This is a genomic window from Alteromonas sp. ALT199 (genome assembly GCF_018619335.1).
Lineage (GTDB): Bacteria > Pseudomonadota > Gammaproteobacteria > Enterobacterales > Alteromonadaceae > Alteromonas.
Genome location: NZ_JAHHDX010000001.1, coordinates 16791 through 34167, shown reverse-complemented (window position 1 = coordinate 34167; position 17377 = coordinate 16791). Strand labels below are relative to the sequence as shown.

Here is a 17377-nt window from a genome sequence, read left to right as displayed (position 1 = left end):
AACGTTAAAGAGAAAAGCTTGAGGCCTTACATGCATAAATGTGAGCTTTGCCTCAGAAAAATAGAAAAGAGTTAGTAGCCTTACTGGGAAGCAAGGCTAATCGGTAGCAAGTGATTTGAAATACATGAAGTTTTCTCTGTCACCTAATTTTTGTGAAAAAGACATGCCCAACTCTATAAGTCTTCTGTCTTGTGTATGCGAAAGCCCCTCTTTTAGCACGGTAATCGCATTTTGTGTTTTGCCTATATTATCCAGAGCAAGCGCATAAATGTACCAGTTCTGAGTATTGGTCGGTGCTAATTCAGAGGCTTTTTTAAATAATTCAACTGCAGCCGGTTTATTCTGTTGGCGGATGTTGAGCATTCCCAGCGAATAGTAAACAATGTCGCTAGTAGGAACCGCCTTTACTGCTTTTTCGAGGGTTTGTTTTTCAAGCTCTGCTTTATTTTGGCTTCGATACAGTTCAGCAAGATTAATGTAATTAGCTTCAAAGAACGGGTCTGCTTGAATACCTTGCTTCAAAAGCGTTTCTGCTTCTTGAATGTTTCCTAATTGGTATTCAATTAAACTCTGATTGAGATTACCTTCTCCCCGCCACTGGTTGATAGTGTTAGATATTTTTAGTTCGTTCAGTGCTTTGTTAAACGCAGCAGAATCAATACCAAAACCAATTAAATTGTTAACAGCGGCGACGCGAACACTCTTAAGTTTATCGTTCAGTAAACCCTTATATGATTTTAGCCGCTGGTCTGCAGGAAGAGCTCTGCCAGCTTGGGCGGCGGCAAGTCTCATCAATGGCTCTTTATTTCTAATAAATGGTCTCAGATCTCGATCTGTCAGGGTTTCGATACGACTAGATAGCATTGTGACCACTGTCGCACGCTTTATAACGGGCAGCGTTTTAGCGTGGGCAAGTCTTAGCATTTCGTTTTTACCCATAGCTTCGCCGTGCATAAAAGCAATGTATTTTTGTTCATCGCTATTTAATGTCGAATCTCTGCCATACCAATTATTTAATTGCTTTGAAACCCAAGCATTGTCGTCTTCATGGCAGTTAAGACAGGCGTTAGGCGCGCCGGTTTTCGCTGATACATGTGGAGTAGGGATGCTAAAGCTATGATCGCGTCTGGCGTCTACACCCATAAAGGTGCGCGTTGGCATGTGACAATTTACACACTGGCTTGCTTCACTGTCACTAGGATGTTTGGTGTGCTTTTCACCTTCGTATGCTTGTGCAGAGTGGCACTGCAAACACAGGCCATTACCTTGTACTTTCAGCTTCATGGTGTGTGGGTTGTGACAGTCTATGCAATTAACACCAGCCTCATACATCCGGCTTTGAAGAAAAGACCCATACACATACACTTCCTCTTTTATTTGCCCGTCAGCAAAGTAAAGGGGGGATATAGCAACGAGGGAGTGAATTGATCCAGATAGTGGCGTTCGGGGTTAATACCGTCGGTTAACGGAGAACGAAGTGAGTGGCACCCAAAACACGTATCCATGAAACTGTTGTCTCGATTAGCGGGTTTATATTCTCCATTTTCTAATTTTTGCCACCTTGCAATGGTATCTCCTTTTTTTAGCAACCACTGGCCCATGGCTCGTTGTTCGCCTGTCGACAAGGTATTGTGAGAATTATGTATCCCAGTGTCAGCTATAGCGGTATCAGCCTTTGATGAATTTGCAGAAGAAAGAGTGCTATTGTTCTGCGTTACATGCTTTGCCATATCCCCGTGGCAGGAAGCGCAAGACACGTTAATAGAGTCAAAATGACTGTTAAAAGCTAATGTATCGGTGTCGAAATTGCGGGTTAGTCCAGTTGAATGGCAATCGGCACACATTCCGTTCCAGTTTTGCATCGGCTGCTTCCAGTGGAGTCTATCATTTACGCCAATATCTTCATCTTGATAATTAGGGTACCAGCGTTGACCGCCTTCCTTTTCGTCACGGCTATCCCAAGCGAATGGAAAAACTTGAAAACGGCCATTTTCGGTTTCAATTAAATATTGTTGTAATGGGTAGTGACCAAATACATAAGAGACAGTGTACTGCGTAGCTTCGCCTGCCTCTGTGAGCGTGGCCAAAAATTCACCATTTTTTCTAGAGAAAGTCGCACGTTGCGAAAAGTGCGTAGTTGTTGCGTTATCAAAATTGCCTAAAACCGTTTCGTTTGTCGCGTGATCCATGGCTTTTCCATGGTCTGATTTTTCCCATTGGCTGACTTGCTCAGAATGGCAACTCACGCATTGTGAAGACTCAGTTGCCTGTAAGGAAAAGTGTGAAAATGTGAAAAGACAAGCGAATATAAAAGAAACAATTCTTAGCACTTTGAAAACTCTAATATGTTAATAGCTTGTATACGTTATCATATTAACTGAAAAAATGTCCGATCATTATAAATATCTTATGTTTAGATTAATCGTTACGCTCTGTTAAAATCAATTCGCTAGATTGAGGCATTATCGCGAAGTCAAACTGGCCTAAGACATTCATTCCTAATAACCCATCAGCGTCAGGTAGGGCGTCTTCGGGAAGTACGATGGCAGAAATATCGTTAATTTCGTAGCCTGCAAAATAGAACCGCGATATTTGTACCAATGGTGCTTCTATCGTTCCTGACGCGGTTCTAACGTTGAAATTACCGATGAACGTGAGATTTCGCATACGGCCTAAGCGAGCAAATAGTCGCGAGGATATTGCGGTTGTACTGGCACCGGTATCTAGAATCATGGTGGCTTTTTGGTTTAACGCTCTCGCTTCAAGGCGATATTGATCGCCAATACGCTCTAAAGCTACGCGTGTTTGATAACGCGCGTCCTCAGCGTCTGCTGGTTCTAGTTTATTGTCGCTAGGCGTATTGTCTGCGTTAGTACTGTCGCGTATTTCATAGGCTTTATCTCGAATGAAACTGGCGTCTCTATCGTTTAATGGCAGGGCGGCGAGCACATCTTCCATCAAGGTAAACTTTTGCTGATAGGCATATGCTTCGGCCAAATTAAGGGTGTAGTGTTTTGCGTCGGGTATGCGCTGATATAACGGCTCATTTAACCTTGCTACCAGTTCCCATTGTTCGTCTTGACTCAATTGAGTCTGCGCCTGCTGATACAAGGTAGCAATTTTTGTGTCTATAAACGTAAGCGTCTCGCTTGAAAGAAGCAGTTCAGCTAAATCGTAATAGTGTACAAGAGCCGTCGGAAGCGGCTTTGTTACCTCAATTAGCTCACCTTCTAGCAAAAGTAGTGATTCATTGAACGGCTCACTTTTCAAATACTTTGTAAGCTCAGTGGCGAGTAATGAAAATTGCCCATTGTTGAGCAAGCGAGTTAGCGAATCTACAACGTCTTTGTCAACTTGCAGTGACGAAGAATACCGTTCGTCAATTCCCATTGATGGGGTACCAGTAGCGTTGAAATCCGAGGCCGAATTGGGGGAACGTGAGTTAGTAAAAGGTTCTGTCTTGCCCTTCGAAATTACATCACTTCCTCGCTGTGCAGTACCTTCCAAACGGTGCTCATAGCTGGCTTCTAGTTCATAAGCGTCATCGTTGTGCTGCTTTAAACTGAGCCACAAGTAAACATTTATACTTAACGACGTACAAAGAAAAAGTAAAAGCACTACTGCTAGCCACGTTTTCATTGGGATAAACAAGCCTTGCCGTATACATCCACAAACTGCTTCGGCATCCGTTTGGGCGCACCAGTATCAAGGCTGACGCAAACGAAAGTTGTTAGTGCATCAAAAACGGGTTTGTTACGCTTTGGGCAGATGAATTGAAATTGACGCTTTAGGGTTAGTTTGCGATCGCAAAACACTATCCAAGTCGCACATTCTAACGTGTCGCCAAGATGAGTAGGAAGGTGGTAGTTAAGCTCGTGACGTTTAATTACCATGCCTCGATTTAGTGCCTGATAATCGGCAAATTGTAAGCCAAGGGCGTTTGAATGGGCCCAAGCTAAACTTTCTAATTGAGACAAATATGCCACATTATTCACGTGCTGATAGTGATCAATATGTGTTTCATCTATGTGCCATTGTTGCACATAGGGATTGTCTAACATCCAACCTAAATTTTGGGTACCCAAAACATTTCCTTGCTAATTCAAATTTGCCATATTGAGCAGTAGTGACAGTCAATTAACCTAAGTCTTTACACCTCAGGTAACGGATTTTCTTCCGGCAGCGTTACACCTTCGTCCAATAACACATGCATTAATGCTTTCTCCTTAGTTAACACTGGCTGAACAAAGCTTTGCACGTCACCTAGCGCTTTAAAAGCATTGAAGCCACGTTCTAAAAACTCATGTAGCGCCAGCAAGCCTGCGAGCTTCGCAGGCCGGCGTGATAACGAAATCAACATACCTATACCACGAATTTTTATTACATCAGAGAGTTGATCGCCCAAGTGCGAAATTATGTCGATTTGATGTTCTCTGTCTTCTATTCTTCCCACATCTCGGTAAGCAAGGGCGTAGTTGTCTTTATTAATAGGCTCGCCTGGACAGTGGGTTTGAAGATACTGTGACATCGCCATATCTAAATCAAACGACAATGCATTTAACGATAATGCATCGTCCATAGCATTCATGGCTTTATCGGGTAATACTTTTGCGAGTTTTGGTATGACCCGAGCTAAATCGGCGTCGCGCTGGCTAAAATCTTTTGGGCCGTACAATTCTTCCACAAAAAACGCCATGGCTTTTTGGTAACGTTTTTGCTGCGCTAAATCGTCGTGAGTGACCAGTAAACGCTCACATTGCCAATGCTGAAGTTGGTGAATGGTAGGCATCACGTTTAGCTTGTTAGCTAAATCACGAAGGGCATTTACCCGATGGATATGATTTATTATGTCTTGTGCCAAACCACAAATTCCCCGTTGAATGAATGTGACTCATTTACTTTTGTAAAGCTAGATTGACCTATGCAAGCAAGCCTTTCAAGTGAGAATACAAAGTTTTACTGGTATACTCCACCGTCATTGATTTAGCTCGCACGTATAGAATTTATTTGACGTCATGAACACCGCAAGTAGTCACGCTTTGTTTAAAAGTATAGAAGTTAAAAGCACTGAAGTTGAAGGCTTAGCTAGTGAAGACCTGGTAATCCACCAAGAAAATCTAACAGCCAACGCTAATTCAGAAGTAGACCCTGATGTTCCTGCGCTAATAGCCTTGTTTAACATTACCTTTGAAGATTTTAATACGCGCTTGGTTTTAGGTGGCGACGAACCTATTTACATTCCTGCTGGCAATGAAAAGCCCTACCATCAGATTGTGTTTGCTCATGGATTCTTTTCAAGCGCTCTACATGAAATTGCCCACTGGTGTATTGCGGGGGAAAAGCGTCGACTATTAGAAGATTACGGCTATTGGTATTGCCCTGATGGCCGTGACGCAACCCAGCAAGCTGACTTTGAGAAGGTAGAAATTAAGCCCCAAGCTATAGAGTGGGCTTTTACTGAGGCGGCAGGTAGAAAATTCCAAGTGAGTACAGACAACCTAAATGGTGCACAGCCCGATAGGGAAGGTTTTACTCACAACGTAGCGACTCAGCTAACACGATATAAAGAGCTCGGTTTTCCCCTTCGGGCTGCGCGTTTCATAGATGCGTTATCAGCCACGTTTAACTGTGGTGAGCAAGCTGAATCAACAGGAGTAGATGCTTCATGAGTGAGAGTGGTGTTAGTAGTCAAGCGAAGTTCAAGCTAGGTATTGTAGTGAACCCTTTTGCCGGTATAGGTGGTGCGCTTGCTCTCAAAGGCAGCGATGGTGCTGAAATTCGTGAAAAAGCACTGGCCATGGGAGCAGAGAAAAAAGCTAATGAAAAAATGGCAAAAGCGCTCAGTATTCTCGACGCGCTGTCCGGACAATTCACGGTCGTAACAGCAGCTGGTGATATGGGTGAAACCGTATGTGAATCTTTGGGCATACCTTATGAGGTGATCTACGTTCCTGTCGCTGCACAAACTGAAGGTGAAGACTCAGAACGTGCTGCTAAAGCCATGGTACACGCTAAAGTCGACTTATTGTTATTTGCGGGTGGCGATGGCACCGCAAGAAATATCTGCAGCGTAGTTGGAACACAGGTACCCGTGTTAGGTGTGCCTGCAGGTTGCAAAATTCATTCTGGCGTTTACTGTGTGTCGCCGTCAGCGGCAGGGCAAGTAGTAAGTCAAATGATTGCAGGCGAGCTTGTAAGCGAAATGGACGCTGAAGTTCGTGATATTGACGAAAACGCATTTCGTGACGGGAAAGTTATTGCTAAGCATTACGGAGAAATGCGCGTACCCGCTGAACTCACTTATGTTCAAGCGGTTAAAATGGGCGGTAAAGAAGATGAGGCCTTGGTACTTGATGACATTGCTGCGTATGTAAGCGAAATAATGGAGGACGAACCTGACACTTATTTTGTTATGGGGTCGGGTTCTACCGTAGGCGCCGTCATGGAGTTTCTTGGCTTAGACAACACTTTATTAGGTGTTGATGTGGTGAAGCAAGGCGAGCTAATAGTAAGTGACGTTACAGCAAATGGACTTGTTTCATTAACGCAAAATAAACCCACTAAAGTCATTTTGACGGTTATTGGTGGTCAGGGCCACATCTTAGGGCGCGGAAATCAACAGTTAAGCCCTACTTTTATTCGTCAAATTGGCAAGCAAAACATGCTTATTGTCGCCACTAAACAAAAGCTACAGGCACTAAATGGAAAGCCGCTGCGATTAGACTCAAGCGATGCTGCGCTCGATGCTGAGTTAGCGGGCCCGTTTACAGTTATTACCGGCTACAAGGACAAAGTGCTGTGCCATGCGGTTTAAAGACATCGCTTAAGATAACAAACTAAAAGTATTGCCTTTTAAGTAAAATAACCTCATTTATAACCAAAAATTGAAATCAAGAAATCATAAACTGATATACAAAAACGGGAAGGAGTAAGACGTGTTACCACCTGCTGCAGCACCAGAAAGTGTCGTTAAAGCTATCGCAGATATTGAAGCATCGCTTGATGACGTGGTAAATCATGGTAGTGATGACGAACTGTTCATTGCAAGCTACTTGCAAGGCCATTTTGCGGTAGAAGCTCGCCAGTTAGAAATGCAAGAAGACGCTACCGTTGCGATGCTCAATGATAAAATGCTCGAAAGCCTTGATAGTGCTTTTGCTAACAATGAACTAGAAAGTAATGATGCTAAGCTTGTAAAAGCACTTTGGGTACGGTTAGTCGCAATGTAATTGCGGGCTTCTTCTCTACTGAGGCCGAGAATACTCGGCCTTTTTATACGGGATTATTCACTAAATTCATCGAAAGCGCGTAATGCGTCTGCCGCGTACATGAATGACGGCCCTCCGCCCATGTACACTGCCATTCCACAAAGCTCTTCAATCTCAGCACGAGTTGCACCTAACTGAACTAATGCTTTTGCGTGAAAGCCTATGCAGCCGTCACATCGCGTGGCAATACCAATAGCGAGAGCCAATAACTCTTTAGTTTTTTTATCTAAGGCCCCATCTGCCGTTGCCGCTTTCGCCATTGCCGAAAAACCTTTCATTACCTCTGGCACACCCTTTTTAACCTCAGCTAGGTACGGATTTAAACTTTCTGTAATATCTTTATATGACTTTGTCATTATTCTCTCCTCAAACAAGCGTGTTTTAATTGGTCCGATTTACCATTTGCATACCTAAGCAGCGTCTAATTGAAAATAAACTCGCAAGGTCAACATACCAATAGCATAGGGATAAAGGTAAAAGGGCACTATGTCCTAGGTCAATAATCCTTAATTTACTGCTAACAAATGCTCCTTTTGTAGAATGGCTGGCGATGTACATATGCACTAGTATTGGCGAGTATAAATTAACCAGCCAATTCTTATCTTGAAGAAATCCTCCTTCGTGACCACAATTAAACTCGAAAAGCCATACTCACTGCTACTCGTGTGCGTGTTCGCGATTTTCCTAATTAACCTGTCTTGTGTCTCATTAGCTTTTGCTTCAGGGCCCGACAAGCTAATGAACGAGTATTCGGTAGAGGTTTTAACTGCCGAAGATGGCTTTGTTTCATCAGAAATTTATTCCATTGTTCAAGACGAGCAAGGCTTCTTGTGGTTTGGTACTGCGGAAAACGGCGTAATGCGATACGACGGTCGTAACGTTAAGCTATTTGAATCGAACAGCAAGCAAGAACAAAGCCTTTCTCATAACGACGCTGGTAATTTAATGTTAGATGCTCAGGGTAATCTTTGGGTAGGTACATGGGGCGGAGGCGTGAACAAGTACAATCCTAAAACCGGCCAATACTCACGCTATTTAAATGACCCTGATGACCCAATGTCTTTATCTTCAAACCGAATTCAGTCACTTTTCCATGATAAATCAGGTGATATTTGGTTAGGTTCTTACGATCAAGGGTTAAATCGCTTTTTAGGCGATGGCCGATTCCAGCGAGCTCAAAAAATAGCCGGGGTTAAAGATAGCCTTTCCCATAACCGCATCTGGGACATAATTGATAACGACGCGAATAGTTTATGGGTGGCAACCAGTTATGGTTTGAATTTGCTGAATAAAAACACATTTTCATCTAAACATTTCTTACCCGACCCAAGTAACAAGACAGCAACGGGCGCTAATGAAATACGTAGCTTACTACGAACCTCTTCCAGCCAGTTATTTGTTGCAACTCAAAATGGGCCTTTCTTGTTTTTCCCTAGTTCAGGTGTGTTTGTGCCGCAAACAACGCGAGCGGGTAAACTGTTAGGCCAGGTTAACTCTATGATGGAGGACCATGAAGGGAAAGTATGGTTTGTGACCACCGAAGGACTATTTAGACATACTGGCGAAGGGCATTATGTAGAAAAGATGGATTTTGCTTACGACAATGGGCTTCGCATAATTTTTGAAGACCACACCAATACAAAATGGGTTACCAGTGAAGTTCATGGCATATTTAAACTCTCTCCTCGTCGTAAAATAAAACAGATTAATAGTGAACAGCTCACTGCACCTAGTGGTATTGCGCTTGATAACATAGACGATAGTGGCAATGTCCTTATTGTTACGGCAAACGCTAGTATTTTTAAATGGAATGTAAAAGAGGAATTTCTGGAAAAAGAATATGACTCGGTATTTAACGAGTATGAAAACTATGCGTTGCGAGGTGTTATCGAACGGCCAATTATAGTGTCTGACAATGATGGATTGTTATGGGTTGCACAAGACGACTATATCGTTCAAGTTGATAGAGTTAGCAATACTGTAAGTCGCATTGAATACCCGAAGACTGACAGTAGTTATCGGCAGTTTCGAGAGTTTAGGGCTCTTGAGCTAGATGATGAAGGCAATGTGTGGATAGGAACATATAAACACGGTATTTATGTCTACAACAAAAATTCTCGGAAATTCAGGCATCTGACTAGAAAAGACGGTTTAACTCACCCTGAAATACACACTATTTTAAAAGACTCGAAAGGCAATATGTGGGTGGGTACTGGCAAAGGCATAAACTTGTGGTCGAATGAAAGTAGTCGTTTTATTAACGTTGGCGACAGCGAAAGTCAGTTAGTTAATTTAGTAGATAGTATCGTGGAAGATATCCACGAAACAAGTTCTGGGCAAATTTGGATAGCGACGCAAAAAGGAATGTTTCAATTTATTCCTCAGTCCAATTCGATTGAGTATTTTAGTGAGCAAAACGGCCTTCCTACATCCTTAATTCGCGCTATTGCAGATGGAGATGAGGGTCAGTTGTGGCTTACTACCAATAAAGGTGTTTTTCTTTACAACCCTGACACGCAAAGTGTCATTAGCTACAACAGCACTATAGACTTGGCAGGTAAAAACTTTTACTCCAACAGCTTGCTAAGAGCGGGTGAAAATACCTTTTTCACCAGCAGTCAACGGGGCATAGAATACTTCGAGTACACAAAGGGAAAGGTAGACATCGTTGATTCCAAAATAGTGCTTACTGGCTTCAATAAAATGGGGGAGAGGGTGAAGCTAAATAAGCCGCTTTCCTATATTACCGATATTGACCTTTCGTATGAAGATTACTTTTTCTCTTTAGATTTTGCGCTGCTAGATTTTTCGGCCCCTAAGCGTGCACACTTTGCGTATAAATTACAAGGATATGATGAGCAGTGGATTGATATTGGCAATCATACTTCGGTGTCGTTTACCAATTTAAATGGGGGGGACTACAAGTTACTCGTAAAAGCTATGAAGCCGAATGGAGATTGGGGAAATGAAACCCTTTCTTTAAATTTGCATGTGGCTGCCGCACCTTGGAAAACCTGGTGGGCGTATACTATCTACGGCTTATTTTTGTTGGGTATCGTTGTTTTAGTGATTTATTTGCGTACGCGTTTGCAGCAAACAGAAATTACTAAGCAAAAGCGTTTTGTCCAAACGCTAGAACAACAGGTATCCGAAAAAACAGCATCGCTTAAAGCGCAAGCGAGTGACCTAAAGCTGGCACTTGAAAGGGCTGAAGAAGCAACGAATTTAAAATCGGAGTTTCTTGCAAATATGAGTCACGAAATTAGAACGCCAATGAACGGTGTACTCGGTATGCTAGGCCTGTTGAATAAAAGTGCATTGACGGCAGAGCAGCATCAGCGTGTGAATATTGCAAGGTCAAGTGCTAACTCCTTGTTAGTCCTCATCAATGATATTTTAGATTTCTCGAAGATAGAGGCGGGAAAACTTGAGCTTGAATCGGTAGATTTTGACGTAAGAGGGTTGGTGGAAAGTATTGCTCTATCGGTAGCGCATTCAGCCCAAGAAAAGGGCCTAGAAGTTATTGTGGATGTTTCCGCCATCAGCGAAGCAACGATAAAGTCAGATCCAAGCCGAATACAACAAATTCTGACTAACCTTTTAAGTAATGCTGTTAAATTTACCGAGCAAGGAGAGATATTCATCATTGCAGAGTTACTCCCAAGTAACGCTGATAATGAAGCCGTGCTCCAGTTAACGGTAAAAGACACGGGCATAGGCATTCCTTCTTCAAAACTTAGCCACATGTTTGACGCGTTTACTCAGGTAGACGCTTCAACCACAAGGCGCTTTGGAGGCACTGGGCTTGGCTTAAGTATCACTAAAAAGCTGTGTCAGTTATTAGGCGGAGACATAAACGTAACGTCAGAACTTGGCAAAGGAAGCTGCTTTAAAGTGGCATGTCAGGTTAATCGTTCAGAAATACCTAAGACAGTGCTTCCTACACTGGCCAAAAAAAACATGTGTTGCTTAATTGTTGACGACAAAGCGTCTACAAGAAACGCTATGCAAAACCAGCTTAGGCTTTGGGGAGTAAATACGTTGACCGCGTCATCAATGGAAGAAGCGAAGGCCCAGTATTTAGGTGATGGCGATAGCGATCAAAGCAAGCCTCATGTTGATATTCTGTTTTTGGATAAAATAGTGAACGATGAAGCGCAAGTTAATCATTATCGAAGCCTTGAGGGTATTGATAAGCTTAAGCAAACCTATGTGATTCTTATGACTCAACTAAGCGACGTAAACAGCTATGAGGAATTTGGTGGGCTAGCAATTGATGAAGTTCTCCCCAAGCCTATAACGACGTCAGATTTGCTTCGAATATTAGAAAAAACGGCGGGCATGCCTAAAAAGCAAAACCGCAAACATTTTCAAAATCTCGATGTGGATGTTGCAGAGCAGAACTCTGGTGAAGTTATAACTGCAATAGGAGATGTTAAACGGGGTTCTCAAGACGATGCTAAACGAATTCTGTTGGTAGAGGACAATGCTATTAATCAAATTGTTGCCGTCAATGTTCTTCAATGTGAGGGATATGAAATAGAAGTCGCTAACAATGGCAAAGAAGCTTTGGAGTTGTTAAAGCAAAACCAACTTAATACGCTTTATGACGCTATACTCATGGACTGCCAGATGCCGGAAATGGACGGGATGGAAGCTACAAGGCTCATTCGTCTTGGTGCGGCGGGAGATGTTTACAAAAGCACGCCCATTATCGCAATGACAGCAAATGCCATGCAGAACGACAAAGATATGTGCATGGAAGCGGGTATGGACGATTTTCTTACGAAGCCCATAGACCATCAAAAAGTAACCTCAACCTTACAAAAGTGGCTTAACAATTTAAATTAGCCCCTCGCCAACGCTAAACAAAACGCGTTAACATGCAACAAGTTTTTAACAAGTTGTGAGAGCGTTAATGCTAAAACGTGCGTCAAAACCCTTCGTAAAACTCGTCGAAAGATATCTTCCCGATCCCTATATTTTCGTTTTATTGTTGACGCTTATAACGCTTGTCTTTGCGGTGATCATTCAAGACCAATCTCCGCTTACAACCATTCAACAGTGGGGAGACGGCTTCTGGGGGTTGCTAACCTTTTCAATGCAAATGCTCTTGGTGTTGGTAACCGGGTTTATGCTGGCATGCACGCCGCTAGTTAAAACACTGCTCGAAAACCTCGCGCGTCTAGCCAAAAGCCCGGGAAGCGCTATTGTATTGGTTACTCTAGTATCGCTTACAGCAAGCTGGATAAACTGGGGCTTTGGGCTAGTGGTAGGTGCGCTGTTTGCCAAAGCACTTGCTAGAAAAGTGTCGGTAGATTACCGGCTTTTAGTGGCAAGTGCATATTCAGGTTTTATTGTATGGCATGGTGGCTTGGCGGGCTCTGTACCGTTAACTATTGCAACACCGGGCCATTTTTCAGAGGCGCAAATAGGCGTAATTGGTACCAGCGAGACTATTTTTAGCAACTTCAACTTACTGTTGTTGGCAACTATGTTTGTAGTTATTCCCCTTGTGAATCGCTTAATGCTACCTCCCAAATCTGAAAGCGTAATTATTGATAGCTCAAAGCTACAAGACGATGCTTTACCTTCAGCAGTAAACGAAAGACCCGCAGATAAACTGGAAAACAGCAAAGCTCTTGGTTTACTTGTCGGTTTCGCTGGGCTTGCTTATCTTGCGAACTATTTTATTTCGGGCGGCGGGTTAAACCTAAACAACGTTAATACGTTATTTCTTTTCCTTGCTATTGTCCTTCACGGTACGCCACGCAATGTATTGCATAGCTTGCAGCAAGCCGTCCAGGGCGGCAGCGGTATTGTTATACAGTTTCCATTTTATGCTGGCATTATGGCGGTTATGGTGCAATCTGGATTAGCGCAAACCATGTCAGAATGGCTAATTAGTTTTGCATCTGCAGAGTCGCTACCAGTGTGGAGTTTTATTAGTGCAGGCATTGTTAATATTTTCGTACCTTCGGGAGGAGGGCAGTGGGCGGTGCAAGCCCCTGTAATCTTACCTGCTGCCGCTGAACTGGGTGCGGAAGTAAATAGGGTAGCAATGGCAGTGGCGTGGGGTGATGCTTGGACGAACTTAATTCAGCCGTTTTGGGCACTACCAGTTCTTGCCATAGCGGGCCTAAAAGCCAAAGATATAATGGGTTTTTGCTTAGTTCAGCTTATCGTAACAGGCGTTATTATTTCCTTAGTTTTGCGGTTTGTTTAAGTACAGTGCATTTCAGTTTTGAAAGGGTACTGGCTCTTTTATTCGAAACCATTGTCGATAACTATTTTTGCTGGGTATTACTGGCGTTTCGTAATGAATTAGTCATGTCGTTATTTTCATTCTAAGTGTTATGTTATAACATTATGTGAATTAGAGATGAAAATGAAATTTGCGAGTCGTTATGTCTATTCAAACTCAGCTTCCAGTGACCGTACTATCAGGCTTCTTAGGCGCCGGTAAAACCACGGTTTTAAACCATATTCTAAATAATCGTGATGGATTAAGAGTAGCGGTTATTGTTAACGATATGAGTGAGATCAATATTGATGCCGCTACCGTCAAAAATGAGGTTAGTTTTAATCGAGCCGAAGAAAAGCTGGTTGAAATGAGCAATGGCTGTATTTGCTGTACATTGCGAGAAGATTTACTTGAAGAGATAGAACGTTTAGCGCACGAAGGTAAGTATGATTACTTGGTAATCGAGTCCACAGGTATTTCAGAGCCTTTGCCGGTGGCTGAGACTTTTACATTTGCTGACGAAGAGGGTAAAAGCTTATCGGAAATTTCTCGCCTCGATACCATGGTCACGGTTGTTGATGCATTAAATTTTCTAAAAGATTATGACGAAGCTAAGTTCCTTAACGAAGTAGGCGAAAGTTTAGGTGAAGAAGACGAGCGAAGCGTTGCTGATTTATTGGTCGAGCAAGTGGAATTCGCTGATATTTTGCTAATAAGCAAAACTGACTTGGTTTCTGAAGAAGATTTGGCTCGCCTTAAAAGTATCCTTCAAACTCTCAATACCGAGGCTATTCAAGTTCCTATTGAGCATGGGAAAGTACCTTTAGATAAGGTGCTAAACACGGGGCGTTTTAGCTTTGAGCGCGCTCAGCAATCGCCGGGTTGGTTAAAAGAAATGCGTGGCGAACACGTGCCAGAAACCGAAGAGTTTGGTATCAGCAGCTTTTCGTACGAAGCACGACGTCCGTTTGACCCGCAGAAGTTTTATGATTTTCTACATAGTAAAGAAATAGCTGGCAAATTAATTCGTTCAAAAGGCTTTTTCTGGTTAGCAACACGCCCACAGCTTGCAGGCAGTTGGAGCCAAGCGGGCGGTATTGCGAGATACGGGGCTGCTGGACTGTTTTGGAAAGCCGTACCCAAAGAACAGTGGCCTGAAGATCCTGAATACCTTAAAGCCATTGAAGAACAATGGATGGAGCCCTTTGGTGATATGCGTCAAGAATTGGTGTTCATCGGGCAAGGGCTCAATAAGGAAGACATTATTGAGCGCTTAGATAGTTGCTTGTTAACTGACGAGCAGCTGATTCAAGGCCATCATGTTTGGGCTGAAATGCCTGACCCATTTCCTGCGTGGGAGCATTAGTATGCAGGTGTTACAAGACCACAATACTATCTTTGAACACACCAACTCTTGGCGCTCAAGCGTCGACGCTATGGTGTTAGGTGATATTTTTGACGAAGGGATTAGCGTTGCGGTATGGAATCGACCCGAAGCGCCGCTCATCTCGCAATATTATAGCGAGGTTTTTAAATCATTAGGAATGGGTATTCGTGGTGTGTTTTCTATGGCTTCTTTAAGAGAGGAAATTGCCACGCTTTTACCAAACGCACAAAGCAACGTCGGAAAACAAGCCGCCATTGATGATATTTATCTGCTGTCCGACATGCTAACAACGCTATTTGATTGTGACAGTGTTGGCGTAAGGCTAGTGCCTCTCTCATCGGCGATGTGCCCAAGCTTTCACGTAGACAATATACCTGTTCGACTGGTGAATACCTACTTGGGCGAAGGCACCGAGTGGCTGCCAATAGAAAGTGTGGTTACCAGCCCAATGATTGGTTTAGGGGGAGAAAATGCCCATGGACTTTCAAAAAACAGGCTAGGGCAGTGTTACCAAGAAAGCAGCGTTAGGCAGATGAATGCATTTGATGTGGGTTTACTTAAAGGAAAGTCCTGGCAAGGTCATGAAGAGTTCGCTGCAGTACACCGGTCTTGCAGAGTGCAGCCAAATACTCAACGTGTTCTGCTTACTCTAGACCCGATGTGAATTTTAAAAGCGCAACCCAATGATTAAGAGCTAGATGTAATTTGAAGGCCTTTATCGTATCTTTCCTCCGTTTCTTTGGCGCTATCAACTTTTTCATGAGTTTTCCTTTGTGATAGCGCCTTTTTCATTCCCCCCCCAAAAAATTAGCCTCGCTACTTTTATTAATCTGTAGCTATAAAACAAAGCCTTCTAAGTCGACTCATCTAAATTGATCGAGGTCGCTGAAAAGATGCTGCAAGGAAATTAGAACGCTAGCGCTTATACATTATAGTCTTTCATATTTAACGTATTGTGAATGCTAGGAATGCGCTCTTTTAGATTGTGATTAACATACAAGAGTGTGCTGGTGCCTGCCTTAGCCAATATATCAATAAGCTTAAGTGCTTTTTGCCGATTAAAGTCGTCTAACCCATTACAGGGTTCATCTAAAATAAGCAGGGCTGGGTGCTTTACCATAGAACGTGCAATAAGCACTAATCGTTGGTCGCCAAACGAAAGTGATTGAAACGGTGTATTCTTTTTCTGTTTTAAACCCAGTACATCAAGCCACTGCTCGGCCACGTTTCGCTCTGCTAGCGTTGGGCGGGTATACAGACCAATGCTGTCGTGAAACCCTGAAATTATCACATGCTCAACACTTGCGTTTACTTTGTATTGCATGTGCAGCGCATTCGACATAATTCCAATGTGCTTCTTAATATCCCATATACTTTCGCCAGTTCCCCGTTGTATTCCGAACATAGTTAAGTCGTTAGTATAGCAATGGGAGTTGTCACCGGTGAACATTTGAAGCAAACAAGTTTTACCTGACCCGTTCGGGCCCGTTATCTGCCAATGCTCATTTTTATTAAGCGTAAAGTTAAGCTTTTCAAATACAGTACGTTCATCGAAACGCACAAAGCCGTCATTCAGCTGAATTAACGTATGTGGTAGTGAATCAAGTTCACTGTCCTGCCCGTTGTGATTTTGGTCATTGCGGTTTTGATCCTTGCCGTTTGCGTCATTAGCATTAAGTGCTGCAGGTACATCGATATCATCAGACTCTAGCGCAAACCAAGTGCTTAATTCTGAGCGCAAGTCATCATAGTTAAGTGCTCCGTCAGATTTCCACGTAATAGCTAGATCATCCATAACAATGAGTTGTGCGTGAAGGCCCTCAGGAATGTCTGCAAGTTTGTTGGCGGTCAGCACCAGCGAGGCTTGTTGTTGAGAAACAAGAAAGCAGCTAAATGCGTTAATCGCTTCAACATCTAAGCCTTCGAAAGGTTCATCAAGCAAAATAATAGTGGCATCGCTTAACCACGCCAGCATGATAATAATTTTGCGGGTTTCTCCTGTCGACAGCGAAAGAAACGCGCTATCAAGCAAATGCTCAACTCTTAGTGCAGAGGCAAGTTCGCTGTAATAAGGATGATTTTGATAATCCTCATTCGTGCGTAAGAATAATTCGTGAACCTGCGTTGGCTCAGCGATTACATCGAGAATATCTGCGCTGTCTTTTTGTTTTTCTTCTTCAATTAACGCCAGTTGTTTGAAAACCGATACTTCTGCAACAACCGAACTACATTCACGGTTACCGCTTACTACCTTTCCGTTACCTGCAAGCGCAGAAATCAAGAGCGATTTCCCGCTACTGTTTCTACCTGCAATAAGGTAGTGCGAGGGTGTTTTTTCATTACTTAGTGTTAACGAAAATGCAGGCGTAATATATTGATTAGTCAGCTTTGTTTGAAATTCTGAAAGATACAGCATTATGATCGTGAGTGGATACAAAGTAGAACTATTGTGAAGTTTTCTATTTACCTGTCAATGGT

Annotated in this window: 14 protein-coding genes; 7 read left to right on the top strand and 7 right to left on the bottom strand. The window is 43.0% G+C overall.

The window, feature by feature from the left end; translation table 11 throughout:
• Positions 1-96: 96 nt before the first annotated feature.
• From KL866_RS00150 to KL866_RS00130, 5 genes are all read right to left on the bottom strand, one after another.
• Positions 97-1359, bottom strand: a complete 1263-nt coding sequence (locus tag KL866_RS00150; protein ID WP_214992227.1) for an ammonia-forming cytochrome c nitrite reductase subunit c552 — start codon at positions 1357-1359, stop codon at positions 97-99.
• Positions 1360-1373: 14 nt separating this feature from the next.
• Positions 1374-2189, bottom strand: coding sequence for a cytochrome c3 family protein (locus KL866_RS20525; RefSeq protein WP_251139730.1), 816 nt, complete (start codon positions 2187-2189; stop codon positions 1374-1376).
• A 229-nt stretch (positions 2190-2418) separates the two neighbouring features.
• Positions 2419-3639 carry a TIGR02281 family clan AA aspartic protease gene (locus KL866_RS00140; protein WP_214992212.1) on the bottom strand — a complete coding sequence of 407 codons (1221 nt, stop codon included), beginning with the start codon at positions 3637-3639 and terminating at the stop codon, positions 2419-2421.
• Positions 3636-4061: a thioesterase family protein gene (locus KL866_RS00135; protein WP_029661442.1), complete on the bottom strand. Its 426-nt coding sequence runs from the start codon at positions 4059-4061 to the stop codon at positions 3636-3638. Before KL866_RS00135 ends, KL866_RS00140 begins: the two co-directional genes overlap by 4 nt.
• Positions 4062-4150: 89 nt before the next feature.
• On the bottom strand, positions 4151-4861 hold the full coding sequence (locus KL866_RS00130; protein ID WP_025255690.1) for an FFLEELY motif protein: 711 nt from the start codon (positions 4859-4861) through the stop codon (positions 4151-4153).
• A gap of 178 nt (positions 4862-5039) precedes the next feature.
• Here KL866_RS00130 and KL866_RS00125 point away from each other — a divergent pair, with 178 nt between their 5' ends.
• From KL866_RS00125 to KL866_RS00115, 3 genes are all read left to right on the top strand, one after another.
• The gene (locus KL866_RS00125; protein WP_409173975.1) at positions 5040-5669 is read left to right on the top strand and encodes an elongation factor P hydroxylase; all 630 of its coding nucleotides are present in this window, start codon (positions 5040-5042) and stop codon (positions 5667-5669) included.
• Positions 5666-6814: an ATP-NAD kinase family protein gene (locus tag KL866_RS00120; RefSeq protein WP_025255688.1), complete on the top strand. Its 1149-nt coding sequence runs from the start codon at positions 5666-5668 to the stop codon at positions 6812-6814. The genes KL866_RS00125 and KL866_RS00120 overlap by 4 nt, the downstream gene beginning before the upstream one ends.
• A gap of 121 nt (positions 6815-6935) precedes the next feature.
• On the top strand, positions 6936-7229 hold the full coding sequence (locus KL866_RS00115; protein WP_025255687.1) for a YfcL family protein: 294 nt from the start codon (positions 6936-6938) through the stop codon (positions 7227-7229).
• Between the two features lie 53 nt (positions 7230-7282).
• Here KL866_RS00115 and KL866_RS00110 read toward each other — a convergent pair whose 3' ends face one another.
• The gene (locus tag KL866_RS00110) at positions 7283-7624 is read right to left on the bottom strand and encodes a carboxymuconolactone decarboxylase family protein (protein WP_025255686.1); all 342 of its coding nucleotides are present in this window, start codon (positions 7622-7624) and stop codon (positions 7283-7285) included.
• Positions 7625-8006: 382 nt separating this feature from the next.
• On the opposite strand from KL866_RS00110, the gene KL866_RS00105 reads away from it, so the two are divergent.
• From KL866_RS00105 to KL866_RS00090, 4 genes are all read left to right on the top strand, one after another.
• Positions 8007-12119: a hybrid sensor histidine kinase/response regulator gene (locus KL866_RS00105; protein WP_214992209.1), complete on the top strand. Its 4113-nt coding sequence runs from the start codon at positions 8007-8009 to the stop codon at positions 12117-12119.
• Positions 12120-12186: 67 nt separating this feature from the next.
• Entirely contained in the window at positions 12187-13494 is a 1308-nt protein-coding gene (locus KL866_RS00100; RefSeq protein WP_214992198.1) for a short-chain fatty acid transporter, read from the top strand.
• A 181-nt stretch (positions 13495-13675) separates the two neighbouring features.
• A complete protein-coding gene (zigA, locus tag KL866_RS00095; RefSeq protein ID WP_214992193.1) occupies positions 13676-14878 on the top strand; it encodes a zinc metallochaperone GTPase ZigA in 1203 nt (400 codons plus the stop codon).
• A gap of 1 nt (position 14879) precedes the next feature.
• Complete coding sequence (locus tag KL866_RS00090; RefSeq protein ID WP_214992189.1) at positions 14880-15563, top strand: DUF1826 domain-containing protein; 684 nt, start codon at positions 14880-14882, stop codon at positions 15561-15563.
• Between the two features lie 258 nt (positions 15564-15821).
• Here KL866_RS00090 and KL866_RS00085 read toward each other — a convergent pair whose 3' ends face one another.
• Positions 15822-17315 (bottom strand): ATP-binding cassette domain-containing protein, encoded by a 1494-nt coding sequence (locus KL866_RS00085; RefSeq protein ID WP_214992186.1) that lies wholly within the window; start codon positions 17313-17315, stop codon positions 15822-15824.
• Positions 17316-17377 lie beyond the last annotated feature (62 nt).